The following is a 16,591-nucleotide window of genomic DNA, read 5'->3' as shown; positions in this document are numbered from 1 at the left end:
CGACAAAGTGTCACATCGGGCGAACACGGGTCAACGGATCACACGTGCGCGGAATCGCTCCGGTCGGGCACGAACCGGTAGCCGACGTTGCGGACGGTCCCGATCAGCGACTCGTTCTCGGTGCCGAGCTTGGCGCGCAGCCGCCGTACGTGCACGTCGACCGTCCTGGTGCCGCCGAAGTAGTCGTAGCCCCAGACCTCCTGCAGCAGCTGGGCGCGGGTGAAGACCCGGCCGGGATGCTGGGCGAGGTACTTCAGCAGCTCGAACTCCTTGAACGTCAGGTCGAGCACGTTCCCTCGCAGCCGCGCGGTGTAGGTGGCCTCGTCGATCGACAGGTCGCCGCTGCGGATCTCGTCGGGGACGTCCTCGGCGCCGGCCTGCGACCTGCGCCCGGTCGCCATCCGCAGCCGCGCCTCCACCTCGGCGGGCCCCGCGGTTTCGAGCAGCACGTCGTCGACCCCCCACTCGGCGGTCATGGCGGCCAGGCCGCCCTCGGTCACCACCACCAGCAGCGGGCAGTCGATGCCCGTGGTGCGGATCAACCGGCACAGGCTCTTGGCCTGGACGAGCTCCTTGCGCGCGTCGACGATGACGGCGTCGGAGGGTGGCGTGTCGATGAGCGCCGACACCTCGGCCGGCGACACCCGGACGGAATGGAGCAGCAACCCGAGCGCCGGCAGCACCTCGGAGGACGGCTCGAGGGCGTTGGTCAGCAGCAGCAGGTTGCTCATTACGGCCTCCTCAAACACGCAAGGACCCGGGGGCGACGTCGCCCAGGTCCTGTACGCGAGGATATCCCACGGCCTGGTCGCGTCCATTGCGCGTCCACCAGGTGAACAGCGGGTCCTTTGAAACATGCGTGTTAAGGACGGCGCACAATAGAGCGAAGTCGATTGTGAGGCAACGCATGGCCACTGGAAAAGTACGTTATTGGGCGGCGGCCAAGGAGGCCGCCGGAGTCGCGGAAGAGTCGTTCGAGGCGACAACTCTTGAAGAACTCATGACGAAAATCACAGAAAACCGGGCCGAACTCGCCCTGGTGGTCGGCCGCTCGTCGTTCCTCGTCGACGGCGCTCCCGTGGGCAGACGCGCCCACGACACGGTCGTGCTCGGCGAGGGCGTCACGGTGGAGGTGCTGCCGCCGTTCGCCGGCGGGTGATCGTCAGCTCCGGCGGGGAAGGAGAACCGCCGGATCGATAGGCTCGAAACCCCCGCCGACAGGGAGCCCCATGCGCAAGCTGATCATCTTTCTGATCGTGCTGGTCGTCCTTCTCGTCGTCGTCGACCGCGTCGCCGTGGCCGGCGTGGAGCGCGACCTCGCCAACCGGATCGCCGCCGCCTCCGACCTCAGCGGCACCCCGAAGGTGACCATCGAGGGCATCCCGTTTCTCACTCAGGCCGTCTCGGGGCACTATCCCGAGGTACGGTTCGATCTCGGCACCCTCACCTACGGAGGCGTGCCGGTGAAGAACCTGCGCGGCGCCGCCTACGACGTGACCGCCCCCCTGTCCGACGTGCTGCAGAACCGAGCCGACGTCCGGGCCGGGCGCGTCACCGTGAGCGGCACGCTCACCCGGGCCACGATCGACAAGTACGCGCCCCGGGGCATCAAGATCAGCGGCAACGGGCGGCGGCTCGTGGCGTCGGGAGAGGTGACGGTGGGGGCGCAGAAGATGCAGTTCAACGCGGAGATGCGGGTCGACGTGGCCGACGGCGCCATCAGGCTCCAGGCGGAGAAGATCCAGGGCGTGCCCGACCAGCTCGCCCACTTCGTCACCTACACGATCCCGTTCAAGGGCGGGCTGCCCTTCGACGTGAAGATCACCGGGGTCCAGAGCGTGGCCGACGGATTGGAGTTCTCGGCCGAGGCGTCTGACGTGCCGATCCGTGGATGAGCCTGAACCGCTGCGGCCCCCCGTACGTGATGAGGGCGTGAGCGCAGCAGGCACCGCGGACGAGGAGCTCGTACGCACCCTCTTCGACGAGCACGCCGGGCCACTCTACGGATACGTGCTGCGACTCACGGGTGATTCCGGACGTGCGGAGGACGTGGTGCAGGAGACGCTGCTGCGGGCCTGGCGGCACCCCGACGCCCTCTCCGGCCGTCCCATCCGGGCGTGGTTGTTCACGGTGGCGCGTAACCTCGTGGTCGACCAGCACCGGGCCAGGAAGGCCAGGCCGCAGGAGACCGGCGACGAGGCGCTCGCGGTCCTGCCGGCCGACGACGAGCTGGAACGGGCGGTCGAGTCGTGGGCCGTGGCCGAGGCGCTGGCCGCGCTGCGGCCCGAGCACCGCGAGGTGCTGCAGGAGGTCTACTACCGGGGGCGATCGGTGAAGGAGGCGTCGGCGACGCTGGGCATTCCGCCGGGCACGGTCAAGTCGCGCACCTACTACGCGCTGCGCGCGCTCAAGCTGGCACTCGAAGAGCGGGGGCTGGCGCCGTGACGACCTGTGAAGAAGTGCGCATCGCCATGGGCGCGCACGCCTTGGGCGCGCTCGAACCCGACGAGGCGCTGGAGATCGACAATCACCTGGCCACCTGCGAGACCTGCGGCGCCGAGCTGCTCGAACTCGAAGGCGTCGCCGCCTTCCTCGGCAAGGTGTCCGAGCGCGACGTCGAGCTGGTGGCCAGCCCGCCGCGCCAGGTGCTCGACCGGCTGCTCAACGCCCGCGCCCGGCGGTACCGGCGCGGCCGGCTCATGCTGGCCGTGGCCGCCTCCGTCGCGGTGATCGCCGTGGGCGGTACGGTCTGGACCGTCACCCGGCAGGACGTCCCGCAGCAGAGCGCGGCCGCGCCCGCGGCCGCCCCCCAGTCATCGGTGGCCGGGAAGTCGCCGGAGACGGAGGGCTTCGTCGCCAGCGACGCCGCGCCCGACGCCCAGCTCAGGAAGGCCGTCCCGTCGCCGAGCGCGATGCCCACGACGGCCGGGCGCACCGGCGACGGCCGGGCGTTCAAGGGCGAGAACCCGGCCAAGGACTACTACGCCACGGTCTACGCCCTGCCCGGCGCCGGGAACACCGAGCTGCTGGTGACCGTGCGGAACGTGCCGGTCGGCACCGACTGCAGCCTGGCCGTCTACGACGACAGGGGTCGGCGGGAGCTGGCCGGGAGCTGGACCGTCAGCCGCGAGACCTACCGCAAGGAGACCGTCTTCCAGATGGAGACGCCGGTGCTCATGCGGGACATCACCCACTTCGAGGTCGTCGACGGAACAGGACGCGTCCTGGTCAAGGTCGACGGCCCGGCGCGGAAGTAATCGCGGGCGGTCATGGTTGCAGCCTGAGGTGACGGGCCTGTGGATCGCGCTGGCGACGCTGGCGCTCGGAACGGTGATCGGGGTGGTACGTCTGCGCCGCGACGGACGGGTGCGCGCGGCGGCCGGGGAACGGCTGACCGCGGACATGCTGGGCGCCGCCATGGGCGAGCGGGCCACGCTGGTGCAGTTCTCGACCGCGTTCTGCCAGCCCTGCCGGGCGACCAGGCGGGTGCTGGCCGACGTGAGCGCGCTCGTGCCGGGGGTGGCGCACGTCGAGATCGACGCCGAGTCCCGGCTCGACCTGGTGCGCCGGCTCGACATCATGCGCACGCCCACCGTACTTGTGCTGGATCCGTCAGGGAATGTCGTCAAGAAGGCGTCCGGCCAGCCACGGAAGGCCGACGTGCTGGCCGCGCTGGCGGTCGCGATCCCCTCCGGGGAGTCACGGCCGTCTCACGAACTGTCTCAGAACTCGGACGAGATGTGACAGATGGCGAGACGACGAGTAGTGTCGATGCCATGAACCCGTCGACAGAGCTGCTCACGAAGCGGCGCGCGGTTGATTTCTGCCGCGTCGCCACCGCGCTCTGTCGCGCTGCCTGAGGACGGTCACCGCGGACATCTGGTCCGCCCCATCCGACCCCTTCGGGAGCATCCTGCGATGCGTGCTGATCCCAGAGCTCTGCGCTTCGGCGCGGCCGTCACCACCCTGGTCCTCGCTCTCGTCCTCGTGACGGGCAGCGGGTGGCTGCTCGCCGTCCAGGCGGTGGTCTTCGCCCTGGGGATCGCGCGGCGCTCGCCGTACACGATGCTCTTCAAGGCGCTCGTCAGGAGCGCGCCGAAGGAGACCGAAGACGCTCGCCCGCCGCGGTTCGCGCAGGGGGTCGGGCTGCTCTTCGCGGTCGCGGGGCTGGCCGGGTTCGCCGCCGGGATCACACCGCTGGCCCTCGGGGCCACGGCCGCGGCTCTCCTCGCCGCCTTCCTCAACGCAGCCTTCGGATTCTGCCTCGGCTGCGAAACGTACCTGCTCACCCGCCGTCTACTGCCCGCCGCCAACATGGAGGTTTCCCAATGAGCCGCTCCGCCGCACTGGTGGACGCCGACTGGGTCGAGGCCAACCTCGACACCCCTGGCGTCGTACTCGTCGAGGTCGACGAAGACGTCAGCGCCTATGACAAGGGCCACATCCGTGGCGCCGTGAAGGTCGACTGGCGGCAGGACCTGCAGGACCCGGTCCGCCGCGACTTCGTGGACAAGACCGGTTTCGAGGCCCTGCTGTCGGACCGCGGCATTTCCAACGATGACACCGTCGTGCTCTACGGCGGCAACAACAACTGGTTCGCGTCCTACGCCTACTGGTACTTCAAGCTCTACGGCCACCAGGACGTCAAGCTGCTCGACGGCGGGCGCAAGAAGTGGGAGCTCGACTCCCGCGAGCTGGTCCGCGACGTCCCCGAGCGCGCCAAGACCCAGTACGTCGCCCAGGAGCAGGACAGCGCGATCCGCGCCTTCCGCGACGACGTGGTCTCCGCGATCGGCAAGCTCAACCTGGTCGACGTGCGCTCGCCCGACGAGTTCACCGGCAAGCTGCTCGCCCCGGCCCACCTCCCGCAGGAGCAGGCCCAGCGCGGCGGCCACGTGCCCACCGCCCGCAACATCCCGTGGTCGAAGGCCGCGAACGACGACGGCACCTTCAAGTCCGACGACGCGCTGCGCGCCCTCTACGGCGAGGCCGGCGTCGACTTCGGCAAGGACACCATCGCCTACTGCCGCATCGGCGAGCGCTCGGCGCACACCTGGTTCGTGCTGCACGAGCTCCTCGACCAGGCCAACGTGAAGAACTACGACGGTTCGTGGACCGAGTACGGCTCGCTCGTGGGCGTGCCGATCGAGCTGGGAGAGGCCCGCTGATGACCACTGCACAGGGTTGCGGAGCGCCGGAGCAGACCATCGCGCTGCCGGCCGGGATCGATCTGTCCAACCAGGCCGTCATCCAGGGCGTGGTGACGGGCGCCACCACCGCCTACGCGCGGCTGCTCGACAACTCCGGTGAGTTCACCGGTGAGGTCGTCGTCTCCGACGACGGCGTCTTCCGCTTCTTCGCCGCTCCCGGCGACTGGACCGTCCGCATCATCGCGGGCGGCGGCGTCACCCGGGACGTTCAGGTGGAGGCCAGGCTGGGTGAGGTCTCCCAGCTCGCGGTCGCCGTCTGAGCTCCACAGCGCCAAGGCGGGGCCCGTGTCCACACCGGACACGGGCCCCGTCCGCGTTTCGGGCGGACGCAACGAAACCCGGCGCGGCGGTGTTGTAGAGAGCGTGAGTGGAACCGACTGTCTCGACCCGGTGCGCAAGGCGCTCCTCGACGACCTCGACGAGGGCTTCGCCGAGCTGTACGCCGCCCACCGCGGCCTGGTCTTCTCGACCGCGCTGCGGTTGAGCGGGCGCTGGGCCGACGCCGAGGACCTCACCGCCGAGGCGTTCCTGCGGGCGTACCGGGCCCTGGCGGGCTACGGGCCCGACCGCGTGGCCGCGTTGCAGCCGCGGGCCTGGCTGATGACGATCCTCATGAACATCTGGCGCAACTGCGCCAGGGCGAAATCCCGCAAACCGCCGCCTGACCTGCGTGACGAGCCCGTGGACGAGCCCGATCCCGCCCAGGACGTCGAGGCGGCGGCGGCCCGCAGGGAGACCGGCGACGAGCTGTCGGAGCTGCTCGGCCTGCTGCCCGAGGAGCAGCGGGCCGCGGTGGTGCTCAGGCACGTCGTCGACCTGCCGGTCAGCGAGATCGCCACCGTGCTCAGGATTCCGCAGGGCACGGTCAAATCGCACGTGTCGCGCGGGCTGCGGCGGCTTCGCGAACTGGGAGGTGCCCGATGAACAATGATTCGCTACTGGCCGGGCTGGCCGGGCTGGCCACCGACGCGCCCGCCGGGCTGCTCGACCGGATCGCCGCCCGCTGGGTGAGCGTGCCCGCGCCGATCGGCGAGCTGCGCGTGGCCTTCACCGACCAGGGCGTGGCGTACGTGCACGCCGGCGACGACTTCGCCGCCTCGTTCAGGAGACGCTTCGGTCGGCCGCTGCTGGCCGCCGACCGGCCGCCCGCCGGGCTGGTGCCGGCGCTGCGCACCGGCCGTCTCGGCAAGGTGCCGCTGGACCTGCGCGGCGTCAGCGGCTTCCAGCGTGACGTGCTCGACGCGGTCAGGACGATCCCGAGGGGCGAGGTCAGGCCCTACTCGTGGGTGGCCGCGCAGATCGGCCGGCCGCGGGCCGTACGCGCGGTCGGGACGGCGCTCGGCGGCAACCCGGTGCCGCTGCTCGTGCCGTGCCACCGGGTCGTCAGGTCCGACGGCGTGACCGGCGACTACGTGTTCGGCCGGGCGGCCAAGGAACGGCTGCTGCTGGCCGAGGGCGTCGATCTCGACCGGGTGCGCGCGCTGGCCGGTGAGCGGGTGTTCTACCTGGCCAGCGACACCACCGGCGTGGTGTGCTTCCCGACCTGCCACAACGCCCGCCGGATCACCCCCGCGCACCGGCACGGCTTCCGCAGCCTCGCCCAGGCCAGGGCCGCCGGCTACCGGCCGTGCCGCACCTGCCGGCCCGCTCAGGTGGGCGGCTTGGCCGGGTAACGCATCAGGAGGGTCGCGCGCACGACGTCGGGGCCGTGCGCGCGGTAGCCGTGGGGGACGTCGGAGAGCCAGGAGATGTGGTCGCCCGGCCCGGCCGTGAGCGGCTCGTGGATCGGGCCGGCGCTGAGCGTGCCGCTGAAGACCGTGACGTGCTCGCTGACGCCCTTGTGGTGGGCGGGCGAGGTCTGGGTGACGCCCGGCGGCACGCGGATGCGGTAGAGCTCGTAGGTGACGCTGTCGTCCTCGAAGACCTCCAGCAGGTCGGCCTCGATGGCGGTGCCGCGCATGGTCTGCGGCTCGGGCGGGGAGTCGAGTATCGCCCCGATGGGCACGCCGAGCTGCGCGGTGATCGCCCAGAGCGTCTCCAGCGTGGGGTTGCGGGTGCCGGTCTCGACGCCGGACAGCGTGGCCTTGCCGATGCCCGCCCGCTTGGCGAGCTCGGACAGCGAGACCCCGCGCGCCTGGCGCAGCCGCCGCAGCCGATCACCGACGACGGCGGGGTCCTGGTCGAACGCGGGCAGCGGCTCCATAACGCCATCGTGCCGCACGGCTCGTCCGATGTGGACCGCCGATCCCTTGTCTCCCGCATTTGTCACTGCTCCGGAACGGCTCGCGGACACGCTGGTCACCGGGTGTCCGCGGGTTGCGGCTGCGGCGTAAGGGGCAGACCGCTACGATTCAGCAGATGTCCGGATCGACAGGTGTGATGGCGCCGCCCCGACCAGGGTCTACGCCGGCTCAGCGGATGCCGTCGCCGTACTCGCTGCCCCTGCACGCGCTGCGCCTCGCGGGGAGATGCGCGCTGCCGCTGATCCTCTGGTACGCGGCGGGCCAGGTCGTGCGCTTCGCCCTGCTGTACGCCGCCACCGAGCTCGCCTACGGCGACCTGCGGCAGGTCCGGCTGGTGGGCACGGTCACCTTCCTGACCCTGATCGTCCTCGCGGTGATGACGGTCACCACGGGCATGCTCCACACCCTGCGCGGCGCGCTGTGGGAGATGCGCGCGAGGAGGAACGAGGGCGTCGAGGACGAGCGCTTCTTCAGGGTGCTCGACCGGGTGGCCCCCGCCTTCGCGGTGCTCTACCTGTCGTGGGGCTGGCACGTGGAGGACGCGCGCGACCTCCAGAAGATGGACATGAACCACCACTTCTACGACATGACGTCGGCGTCCTGGTTCGGCGAGGAGACCCACGTCGGCAAGGGCCTCACCGACCTCGACTGGCGGGTGTCGCTGGGCGCGATGGTCGTGCTGTTCGGCCTGAAGTGGCTGTTCGCCAAGCTCGTGGAGCAGGGCAAGGGCAAGCTGTACGGCTTCGGCGCCGCCTTCTCCGAGTTCGCCTTCGTCTTCTACGGCCTGAACGCCACCGTCGCCATCGCCGGGCTGCGCTCGGACTGGGTGCAGCACCGCAGCGTGGTCGCCGGCACGGAGGACCTGGTGGAGCAGGCGGAGAAGAGCGTGCCGCTGTGGGAGACGGTCACGGGCGCGGTGAGCGACTTCTGGCCGTACTTCATCGACGGCGTCGCCGTCCCGCTGGCCTGGCTGACCGTGGCGATGCTCGTGTTCGGCGCCTTCTCCGACGAGACCCGCAACCTGGTCAAGGGCACCCGGTTCGAACGGGGCGTGGACCGGCTGGAGGACAGCCACGACCTCACCAAGAGGTCGTTCGACCAGCTCACCGGCGGCTTCCGGGACCGCTGGCTGCCGCTGGCCAACTCCCTGCGGATGATCGTGAAGGGCGGCGCGCCGCTGTTCGGCATGATGTGCCTGTGCTACGTCGTCCTCACCGTGGGCGCCCAGTACGCCGAGCGCGCCGTGGTGACGCTCGTCGGCTCGCAGGCCGAGTGGGCCTGGGCCTACAAGCAGGGGCCGGTGACGTTCGTGAGCGGGATGGTCGTGACCGTGCTCACCATGGCGCTGCTGGCGGCCACGTACGACCTGGCCGCCACGCGGGCCCGGCTCAAGGGCGAGCCGCTCAGCGACGTCTGAACCGCAGCACGTCCGCCTCCGGCTTGCCCGCCTTCTCGCGCTTGAAGTAGTCCGCCGTGGGGGTGTCGGAGCGGTAGTCGCTGGGCGTGAAGGAGAGCTCGACCTCGTTCGCGACCGGGGTCGGCACGATGGCCATGCCTTCGATCTTGTACTCCTTGCCCAGCTCCAGCCGGTCCGTCGGGCGGTCGCCCAGCTCGAACTCCACCGTCCAGGTCCGGCCGGCGTGGTCCTCCAGCCTGGCCTTGCCCGGCGGGGCGGTCATGGTCGCGCTGCCCTCGTCGATCAGCTTCTGCGTGATGTCCACCTTCAGCCAGGTGACCTCGGGGCCGTGCTTGCTGCCCTGGGGGGCCGGGACCGGGTTCAGGGCGGCCTTCCACTCGATGTCGTGCACCTTGCCCGACCGGCCGGGGGCGACATCGATCTCCGTGGTCTTGATCCCGTCGGTGACGGTCGTGTCGTAGAAGACGTAACCGTCGTAGGTGTTGAGGCCCATGGCCACGACGGACGCCACGGCGGCGCCCACGGCGACCAGGACCAGCCGGCCGCGCCTGGGCTGCGGCGGGTCCGGCGGCGCCGCCGGCGGCTGCTCCGCCGGCGGCACGGACGCCGCGCCGGGGGCCCGCTGCGGGGACGGCATGCTCATGCCGGGGCGGATGGCGGGCAACGGCTGCGTGCTGCCGCCTCCGGAGGACTCGCGCGGGGCGGGCGGCCAGACCTGCTGATCGGGGTGCACGAACCGGCCCCGTCCCGGCCCCTGCTGCCCGAACCCGTGCCCGGCGGACGGCTGCCCCGCGCCGGGCAGGCCCTGGCCGGGCCGTGGGCCGCCGTGACCGGCAGGCGGCGTCCCGTGGCCTGCGGGAGGGGTGCCGTAGCCGGGGGGTGGCGTGGGGTGGTTCGGCGGCGGGCTCGGCGGCGGGGTGGCGCGGTCGCGCGGGGCGCCCGTACGGCGGCGGCGCGGCCTGGGTGGCCTGGCGGGCAACGGCGCCTGCGGCGACGGCGGTCCCGCCTGCGGTGCCTGCGGTGCCGCCGGGGGGCCCGGGGGCGTCGCGGGGTCCGGTGACGCCGGGGGAGGCGGGAAGGCCGACGGGGGCGGGGGCGGGTCCTCGGACTGGTGGTCGGTCTTGGGGGCGAACCAGTCGCGCTCGTTCGTGCTCACAGTGCGATCACTTCTTGACGGTGGAGTAGACGGCCTGCGGCGAGGCCGCGAGCTTGCGCGCGGCCTCCTCGTCGAGCCCGAGGTCGATCTCGACCTCCGGCTGGAAGGGCTCCACCACCACCTCGGCCGGCAGCCCGAAGACCACCCGCGCCCCCGGCAACGCCGATGGAGGAACCTCGAAGAAGAACCGCCCGCTGACCCAGATGTCGGGCTGCACCCACGTGTTGGCCAGCGTCAGAGGGCTCGCCACGCGGTCGGTGGCGTCGAACTTCTTGCCGTCCGTGGTCAGCAGCTCCGGCTGACCCAGGTGGTACGGCTTGAGGCTCGACTTGGCCGAGGCGTTGACCACGAGGAACAGGTTGTCCGTCGTGATGGTCCGGTCGCTGTCCTGGATCGTCCTGGTCGCCAGGAACGAGTCGAGCCGTACGGTGAACCGCCGGGCGTCCACGCTCTCGCCCTTGACGCCGGTGTAGGTCACCTTGGCGCTCGCCTCGTTGGCGGACAGGTGGAACGTCTGGAGCCCGACGGCGGCGGCCGCCAGCAGCAACCCGGCGCAGGCGTTGAGCAGCGTGGAGCCGCCCCCCTGCCGGCGTCCGGTACGGCGGTCGCCGCGGTCGGGGACGGCGGAGGAGCGCGGCTGGGTGGCGGTCATGCCCCCTCACCCGCCTGGACCGGCAGCGTCACACGGGCCTTGACCACGGGGAAGAACTTGTCCTCCTTCTCCTCGGCGACCATCTGCCAGCGCAGCCGCTCGTCCTCGAAGCCGGGGGCGTACTCGAAGGTGGCCACGTCGAACGTGACCTTGTCCGGCGGCCGTTCGGTCGCGCCGAGCCGGTAGCGGACGAGGACCTGGCTGGTCACGCCCGGATGGAGCTGCCGGGTCTCGTCGCCCTTGTCCACGGCGTAGACGAAGGGCCCCGACTCCTTGGAGAACTTGGGGCTGATGGAGACGAGCGAGTCGGCGAAGAACTGGCCGAGCCACGCCTTGTCCGGCTTGGCCGGGTCGGGAGGCAGGCCGACGCTGGACGTCTCGTCCCCCTTGTTGGTGACGTCGAAGACCAGTTCCACGAACCGTTTGTCCTCGTCGAACTGGGTCTTGGCCCTCTCCACCTTGACCCGCGACTCGACGAAGCGCGTGGAGTAGCGGCCCTGGTCGAGCGTCGCGCCCTGGCCGAGCAGGTCCGGGCCCTTGTCGGGGGCCTCGTTCAGGCCGCCCAGCAAGGCGGTGATGCCGACGGCCGTGACCGCCACGAGAGCCACGATGGGCACCACCACAGGGCGTGTGGGTCTCGTGCTGCCGCCGGAGGGTTCGGTCATGGGTATGGATGGTAATAGGTCACGCTTGCCCCATCTGCCGCAATGCTCCCTTCTGGTGGGGGGAATTGCCGCGAACTCTGCCGCTACGGGGGTGGAAGCTCATACGCTGTCACGGAGCGGAAAAGGGCTGGCCCCTGCAACTAACGACATATCGCGGCCGGAGGGTCACGTGGCGGACGTGCATCCCGAGCATGCCCAGCTCCAGGCGGACCGCATCTACCTGGGGTGGCAGTACATGCTGCTGCATCCCGACCCCGGACCGCCGCCCAAGCGCCCCTCGCCGGTCCAGGAGCCCACGCCGGCCGCGGAGACGTCCGAGCGCGCGGCGGCCGAGGCGCTGCGCCGGGAGCGGCTCCAGGAGGACATGCTCAACCGGCCCGTACGCGTCATCCGGGTCATCAGCCTGACCGTGTCCGTGCTGATCCTCGTGGCCGCGTTCAGCGGCTACCTGGGGTGGTCGTTCGCGCTCCTCGGGCTGGTCGCGGCCGGAGGCGTGGCGGGCATCTGCACCTACGCCCTGCTCCAGGGCGACCGGGCCGTCCGCTACCGGGTGCTCGAACAGCAGGCCAGGGACGACCGGCAACGTCAGGAACGTGACAAGGAACTGTTCCGCGCCCAGGAGGAGCACGCCCGGCGCTACCGCGAGTGGCAGGAGTCCAAGGAGCGCCACGAACGCCAGCTCACCTGGTACGCCGTCGCCGTCCCCGACGAGATCGACCGCATCGACGTGGCCGGCGGCACGCTCCCCGGCTGGTCCGCGCTGATCACGCTGCTCGGCGCCACCCGGCTCTACAGCGGCGGCCACCTCACCGTGCTCGACCTGTCGGAGGGCGCGATCGCCAAAGACCTGATCGAGCTGGCCCGCAAGGGCGGCGACGACCCGCTGGTCTGGGTGCTGCCGGTCGACCTGCCCAAGCTCGACCTCGGGGCCACGCTGAAGCCTGAGGCGTTCGCCGACGTGCTGGCCCACGTGGTCAGCGTGAGCGAGGAGCACCGCACCACGCGCGACCTCAGCTTCGACAACGCCATCCTGGAGCGGGTGCTCGAAGTGCTCGGCGAGAACGCCACCATCAGCCAGGTCACCGCCGCCCTGCGGGCCCTGGCGCAGGTCGGCGACCCGCGGGACGACCTGCGCTTCGGCCTGATCACCGCGACCCAGCTCGAACGCATCGGCACGCTGTTCGGCCGCGGCGTGAGCGACCGGGTGGTGATCGAGCGCGCCTGGGCCCTGGAGTCGCAGCTGCGCAAGCTGGAGACGCTCGGCACCCAGGCGGTGCGGCTGCCGCCCGCCCGGCTGCGCGTGGTGAGCATGGACCGGCAGGCGGGCGTGTTCGGCAACCGGGTGCTCGGCACGTACGTGGCCACCGCGCTCACCCACATCCTGCGCCAGTCGCCCGCCTCCGACCGGCCCTGGTACCACACGATCATCGTGGCGGGCGCCGACAAGCTCCGCGGCGACGTGCTCGACCGGCTCATGGACGCGTGCGAGACCTCCCGTACGGGCCTGGTGCTGACGTACCGGAGCCTGACCCCCACCGTGAAGGAGCGCCTGGGCCGCGGCCACGCGGCGGTGGCGTTCATGCGCCTCGGCAACGCCGAGGACGCCCGGGTCGCCAGCGAGCACGTCGGCACCGAGCACCGGCTGGAGCTGGCCCAGCTCACCGAGACGATCAGCGACGCCCTGCCGGGCCTCGACGGCGGCTACACCTCCACCATCTCCCAGGTGGACGACACCAGGCAGGACCGCGGCGACGACGGCCGCGCCGACCTGGTGGAGGACATCACCGAGTCCACCGAGTGGGGCAGGACCGCCGACAAGATCTCCGAGACCGAGCGCGTGCTGCACCGTTCGCGCGAGTTCCTGGTCGAGCCGCACCAGCTCCAGCAGCTCCCCACGACGTCCGTGATCGTCACCGACGCGACCGCCCAGGGCCGCCGGGTGCGGCTGGCCGACGCCAACCCGGCCATCCTCACCTTCCCCAGGACCACGCTGGGCGACCTGGAGGAGGTGCGCGAGGCCGTGCTGGCCCTTGAGGCGAAGGACGACGAGGGGGCCGATGCGGAGCCGCCACCCAACCTCGGGCCACCACCGCCACGCCTTGACTGGCGCAAGGGCAGGCAATGACCTGGTCAAGGGCGTGGTGAGGAGCCGACGATCAGCGGGACTTTACTGAGAACCGACTGTGGGGGAATTGAAAGATGCAGCCGAGTGTCTCGCTGAGCGGGCCCTGGTATCGGATCCAGTCGATCGCCGCACCCTCGCGAAGCTCGTCGGCGGAGTGGGATTTCGTCACGGTGCTGCCCGCCGTGCTGTCGGCGGCGCAGCGTGACCGGCCGTTCGTCATCGGGTGGCTGTCGCGAGGTTCCGGCGCGCCGCTCGAACTGATCACCAACGCCGGCCCGCTCTCGCCGCCGCGCCAGCCGCGCCGGGCGACCGACGTCCCCGGCCTGCCGACCGGGCCGCAGCCGCTGCTGTTCCCCGGGGGCGCGCGGGGGATCGAGCTGGATGAGGAGTACCTGGCCGACCTGGCCGACCTGGTGTGGACGCCGTGCCCCGGCCGCCAGGCGCCGCCGCTGGGCGGGCGGGGGCGCGAGTTCGCCGGGTCCGACCCCGACGAGCTCAGGCGGCCCACGTTGTTCGAGTCGACGCTGGTCACGCTCATGTCGCGGCCGTTCGCCTGGCTGGTCGTGGCCGAGCCGACCGACCTGCTCGACGCCGAGGTGGCGCACCTGCGCACCCAGCTCAACGTCCTGCGGCAGTACGGCGACGCCTCAGAGCGCTCCCGGTTCGACGCCGAGCGGGCCGAGCGCCGCATGCAGGAGCTCGACGCCTTCCGCGAGGCCGGCCTGTGGAACGTGCGCGTGCTGGCCGGCGGGGCCACCGCCGAGGAGCTGCGGCAGATCGCGCCCGTGCTCGTCGGGTCGGTCGAGATGAGCCATCACCCGTACCGGCTGCGCAGCGCGCACGGCGCGGTCTACGCGCTGTCGGAGGCCCTGGCCGTCACCATGCAGGACCCGGCCGACAGCGCCGCCGCGCCCTTCGCCGCCACCGCCGGGGCCCTCGCCGCGCTGGCCGGGCTGCCCCGGCGCGAGGTCCCCGGCGTACGCGTGCTCGACTCCGGCTTCTTCGACGTCACCTCCGAGGCCGACGGCGGCGAGCTGGAGCTGGGCGAGATCCTCGACGGCCAGGACAGGGGGGTGGGCAGCTTCCGGGTGCCCCTGGCCACGCTCAACCGGCACGCGTTCGTCACCGGCGCGACCGGCTCGGGCAAGTCCCAGACCGTCCGGCACCTGCTGGAGCAGCTCAGCGAGGCGCGCATCCCCTGGCTGGCCATCGAGCCGGCCAAGTCCGAGTACGCGGCCATGGCCGGCCGCATCGCCGACCCGGTGACCGTGATCAACCCTTCGGCCCCCGAGGGCGTGCCGCTCAGCGTCAACCCGCTCGAACCCGAGCCCGGCTATCCCGTCCAGGCCCACATCGACATGATCAGGGCGCTGTTCATGGCCGCGTTCGACGCCGAGGAGCCGTTCCCGCAGATCATGTCGCTGTCCCTGCAACGGGTCTACGAGGCCACCGGCTGGGACGTCGTGACCGGCGGCGCCGTGCCCGGCTCGAACGTCCCGCCCAGCGTGCCGACGCTCGAACAGCTCCAGCAGCACGCCATGGACGTCATCAAGGAGATCGGCTACGGCCGCGAGGTCCAGGCCGACGTGGAGGGCTTCATCTCGCTCAGGCTGCGGTCGTTGCGGGTCGGCTCGGCCGGGCGCTTCTTCGAGGGCGGCCACCCGGCCGACATCGGCGGCCTGCTGGAGCGCAACGTCGTCCTCGCCATCGAGGACGTCGCCAACGACGAGGACAAGGCGTTCCTCATGGGCACGCTGATCATCCGGATCGTCGAGCACCTGCGCATGCGGGCCAGGAAGGAGAAGTCGGCCGGGCTGCGGCACGTCATCGTGATCGAGGAGGCCCACCGGCTGCTGCGCGACCGCGGCCACGGCCGGGCCTCCACCCACGCCGTGGAGCTGCTGGCCGGCCTGCTCGCCGAGATCAGGGCGTACGGCGAGGGCATCGTGGTGGCCGAGCAGATCCCGACCAAGCTCGTCTCCGACGTCGTGAAGAACACCGCGCTGAAGGTCGTCCACCGGCTGCCCGCCGAGGACGACAGGAAGCTCGTCGGCGCGGCCATGAACCTCAGCGACGAGCAGTCCAGGCACGTCGTCTCGCTCCAGCCGGGCTCGGCCGCGGTCTTCGCCGACGGCATGGACCGGCCCTTGCGCGTGCGGGTCCCGCTGGGCGAGTCGCGGGAGAAGCCGCTGCCGGGCCCACAGCCGCCCATCCGCGGGCGCAGGTCGGCCGCCTGCGGGGCGCAGTGCCGGACCGGCCAGGCGTGCACCCTGGTGGAGCTCAGGGAGGCCGACGTCCTCGCCGACGGGCCCGACTGGGCGTGGCTGCGCATCTGGTGCGACACGGTCGTGCTGGCCTTCGTCAGCAACCGGCCGCTGCCCGGCGTGCCGCGCGCCCTGTCGTCGGCCTGGGCCGAGCTGCCCGCCCGCCGCCGCGAGTGCCTGCTCGCCACGCTGGTCGAACGTGCCGTCCAGCGGCGGGCCTGGTCGCTGCGGAGCTGGTTCGACCCGGCGCTGCTCACCGAGAAGGCCGCCGAGGTCGCCGCGCGGCTGCTGTCGGGGGCCGAGGCCGGCGGCGACCGTCCCGGCGCGTCGTGGGTGATCCCGCAGGTGCGCTGGCTGCACGAGGTCGACCGGCTCTTCCCCTACGGCCAGCCCGCCCCCAACCTGCGCAGCCCGGCCCCGCCCATGGAGTACGCCCTGTTCCGCCAGTCCAACGGCAACGGCGCCGCCGACCTGGTGCACGCCGAGCTGCTCGGCCACCGCGCCAAGGCCCTGCGCCACCACCCGCTGTCCATGGAGGTGGACCACAACCGGGCCCTGGCCTGGCGGGTGATCCTGGGCGACGACGAGAACGAGGGCGTGCAGCGCGACATCACGAACGTCGCGATCGGCATCGAGGCGTCGGCCAGGATCAGGCACGTGGGCCAGACGATGGGCGCGGGCTGGCTGGAGGGCGTGCTGTCGTGGCCGCAGCGGTTCGTCCTGCCGTTCGAGCACGGAGGCGCCCCCGAGATCGCCTTCGTCGAGGCCCCCTCGGCCTGACGCCCGGCCCCGGGGCGGATACGTGATGCTTCGCCCGGGCTACCAACCGGGCCGCGTTTTCGTGTGCAACTCCAGAGTA

At 71.7% G+C, this 16,591-nt stretch carries 18 protein-coding genes; 13 read left to right on the top strand and 5 right to left on the bottom strand.

Features of this window, described 5'->3' with window-relative positions; genetic code table 11:
- Positions 1–38 precede the first annotated feature (38 nt).
- A complete protein-coding gene (locus ACIHAD_RS28975; RefSeq protein WP_397357788.1) occupies positions 39–731 on the bottom strand; it encodes a winged-helix domain-containing protein in 693 nt (230 codons plus the stop codon).
- Between the two features lie 176 nt (positions 732–907).
- Here ACIHAD_RS28975 and ACIHAD_RS28970 point away from each other — a divergent pair, with 176 nt between their 5' ends.
- From ACIHAD_RS28970 to ACIHAD_RS28925, 10 genes are all read left to right on the top strand, one after another.
- Positions 908–1,159, top strand: coding sequence for a MoaD/ThiS family protein (locus ACIHAD_RS28970; protein WP_397357787.1), 252 nt, complete (start codon positions 908–910; stop codon positions 1,157–1,159).
- A 70-nt stretch (positions 1,160–1,229) separates the two neighbouring features.
- Complete coding sequence (locus ACIHAD_RS28965; RefSeq protein WP_397357786.1) at positions 1,230–1,895, top strand: DUF2993 domain-containing protein; 666 nt, start codon at positions 1,230–1,232, stop codon at positions 1,893–1,895.
- A 37-nt stretch (positions 1,896–1,932) separates the two neighbouring features.
- Positions 1,933–2,445 (top strand): sigma-70 family RNA polymerase sigma factor, encoded by a 513-nt coding sequence (locus ACIHAD_RS28960; protein ID WP_397357784.1) that lies wholly within the window; start codon positions 1,933–1,935, stop codon positions 2,443–2,445.
- Positions 2,442–3,257: an anti-sigma factor family protein gene (locus ACIHAD_RS28955; protein ID WP_397357783.1), complete on the top strand. Its 816-nt coding sequence runs from the start codon at positions 2,442–2,444 to the stop codon at positions 3,255–3,257. Before ACIHAD_RS28960 ends, ACIHAD_RS28955 begins: the two co-directional genes overlap by 4 nt.
- A 28-nt stretch (positions 3,258–3,285) precedes the next feature.
- Positions 3,286–3,744: a thioredoxin family protein gene (locus ACIHAD_RS28950; protein ID WP_397357782.1), complete on the top strand. Its 459-nt coding sequence runs from the start codon at positions 3,286–3,288 to the stop codon at positions 3,742–3,744.
- 174 nt (positions 3,745–3,918) lie between these two features.
- Positions 3,919–4,332, top strand: a complete 414-nt coding sequence (locus ACIHAD_RS28945) for a DUF4395 domain-containing protein (RefSeq protein ID WP_397357780.1) — start codon at positions 3,919–3,921, stop codon at positions 4,330–4,332.
- On the top strand, positions 4,329–5,168 hold the full coding sequence (locus ACIHAD_RS28940) for a sulfurtransferase (protein WP_357706202.1): 840 nt from the start codon (positions 4,329–4,331) through the stop codon (positions 5,166–5,168). Before ACIHAD_RS28945 ends, ACIHAD_RS28940 begins: the two co-directional genes overlap by 4 nt.
- Positions 5,168–5,470 carry a DUF1416 domain-containing protein gene (locus ACIHAD_RS28935; protein WP_364326453.1) on the top strand — a complete coding sequence of 101 codons (303 nt, stop codon included), beginning with the start codon at positions 5,168–5,170 and terminating at the stop codon, positions 5,468–5,470. The genes ACIHAD_RS28940 and ACIHAD_RS28935 overlap by 1 nt, the downstream gene beginning before the upstream one ends.
- A gap of 103 nt (positions 5,471–5,573) precedes the next feature.
- Positions 5,574–6,134: an RNA polymerase sigma factor gene (locus ACIHAD_RS28930; protein WP_397357779.1), complete on the top strand. Its 561-nt coding sequence runs from the start codon at positions 5,574–5,576 to the stop codon at positions 6,132–6,134.
- Positions 6,131–6,883, top strand: a complete 753-nt coding sequence (locus ACIHAD_RS28925; protein ID WP_397357778.1) for a methylated-DNA--[protein]-cysteine S-methyltransferase — start codon at positions 6,131–6,133, stop codon at positions 6,881–6,883. The genes ACIHAD_RS28930 and ACIHAD_RS28925 overlap by 4 nt, the downstream gene beginning before the upstream one ends.
- Here the strand turns inward: ACIHAD_RS28925 and ACIHAD_RS28920 are convergent.
- On the bottom strand, positions 6,859–7,413 hold the full coding sequence (locus ACIHAD_RS28920; protein ID WP_397357777.1) for a helix-turn-helix domain-containing protein: 555 nt from the start codon (positions 7,411–7,413) through the stop codon (positions 6,859–6,861). The two genes, ACIHAD_RS28925 and ACIHAD_RS28920, sit on opposite strands and share 25 nt — an antisense overlap.
- 215 nt (positions 7,414–7,628) lie before the next feature.
- Here ACIHAD_RS28920 and ACIHAD_RS28915 point away from each other — a divergent pair, with 215 nt between their 5' ends.
- Positions 7,629–8,870, top strand: coding sequence for a hypothetical protein (locus ACIHAD_RS28915; protein ID WP_397357776.1), 1,242 nt, complete (start codon positions 7,629–7,631; stop codon positions 8,868–8,870).
- On the opposite strand, the gene ACIHAD_RS28910 is transcribed toward ACIHAD_RS28915, so the two are convergent.
- The 3 genes from ACIHAD_RS28910 to ACIHAD_RS28900 are packed head-to-tail and all read right to left on the bottom strand — an operon-like array spanning position 8,857 to position 11,343.
- A complete protein-coding gene (locus tag ACIHAD_RS28910) occupies positions 8,857–10,026 on the bottom strand; it encodes a hypothetical protein (RefSeq protein WP_397357775.1) in 1,170 nt (389 codons plus the stop codon). The genes ACIHAD_RS28915 and ACIHAD_RS28910 overlap by 14 nt on opposite strands.
- A 7-nt stretch (positions 10,027–10,033) precedes the next feature.
- Positions 10,034–10,678, bottom strand: coding sequence for a hypothetical protein (locus ACIHAD_RS28905; RefSeq protein WP_397357774.1), 645 nt, complete (start codon positions 10,676–10,678; stop codon positions 10,034–10,036).
- A complete protein-coding gene (locus ACIHAD_RS28900) occupies positions 10,675–11,343 on the bottom strand; it encodes a hypothetical protein (protein WP_397357773.1) in 669 nt (222 codons plus the stop codon). Before ACIHAD_RS28900 ends, ACIHAD_RS28905 begins: the two co-directional genes overlap by 4 nt.
- A 169-nt stretch (positions 11,344–11,512) precedes the next feature.
- Here ACIHAD_RS28900 and ACIHAD_RS28895 point away from each other — a divergent pair, with 169 nt between their 5' ends.
- Positions 11,513–13,468, top strand: coding sequence for a hypothetical protein (locus ACIHAD_RS28895; protein WP_397357772.1), 1,956 nt, complete (start codon positions 11,513–11,515; stop codon positions 13,466–13,468).
- A 74-nt stretch (positions 13,469–13,542) separates the two neighbouring features.
- Positions 13,543–16,512, top strand: coding sequence for an ATP-binding protein (locus ACIHAD_RS28890; protein WP_397357771.1), 2,970 nt, complete (start codon positions 13,543–13,545; stop codon positions 16,510–16,512).
- The last annotated feature ends 79 nt before the right edge of the window (positions 16,513–16,591 follow it).

This window comes from Nonomuraea sp. NPDC052265 (genome assembly GCF_044547985.1).
Taxonomy (GTDB): Bacteria; Actinomycetota; Actinomycetes; order Streptosporangiales; family Streptosporangiaceae; genus Nonomuraea.
This window is presented reverse-complemented; position numbering and strand designations above follow the sequence as displayed.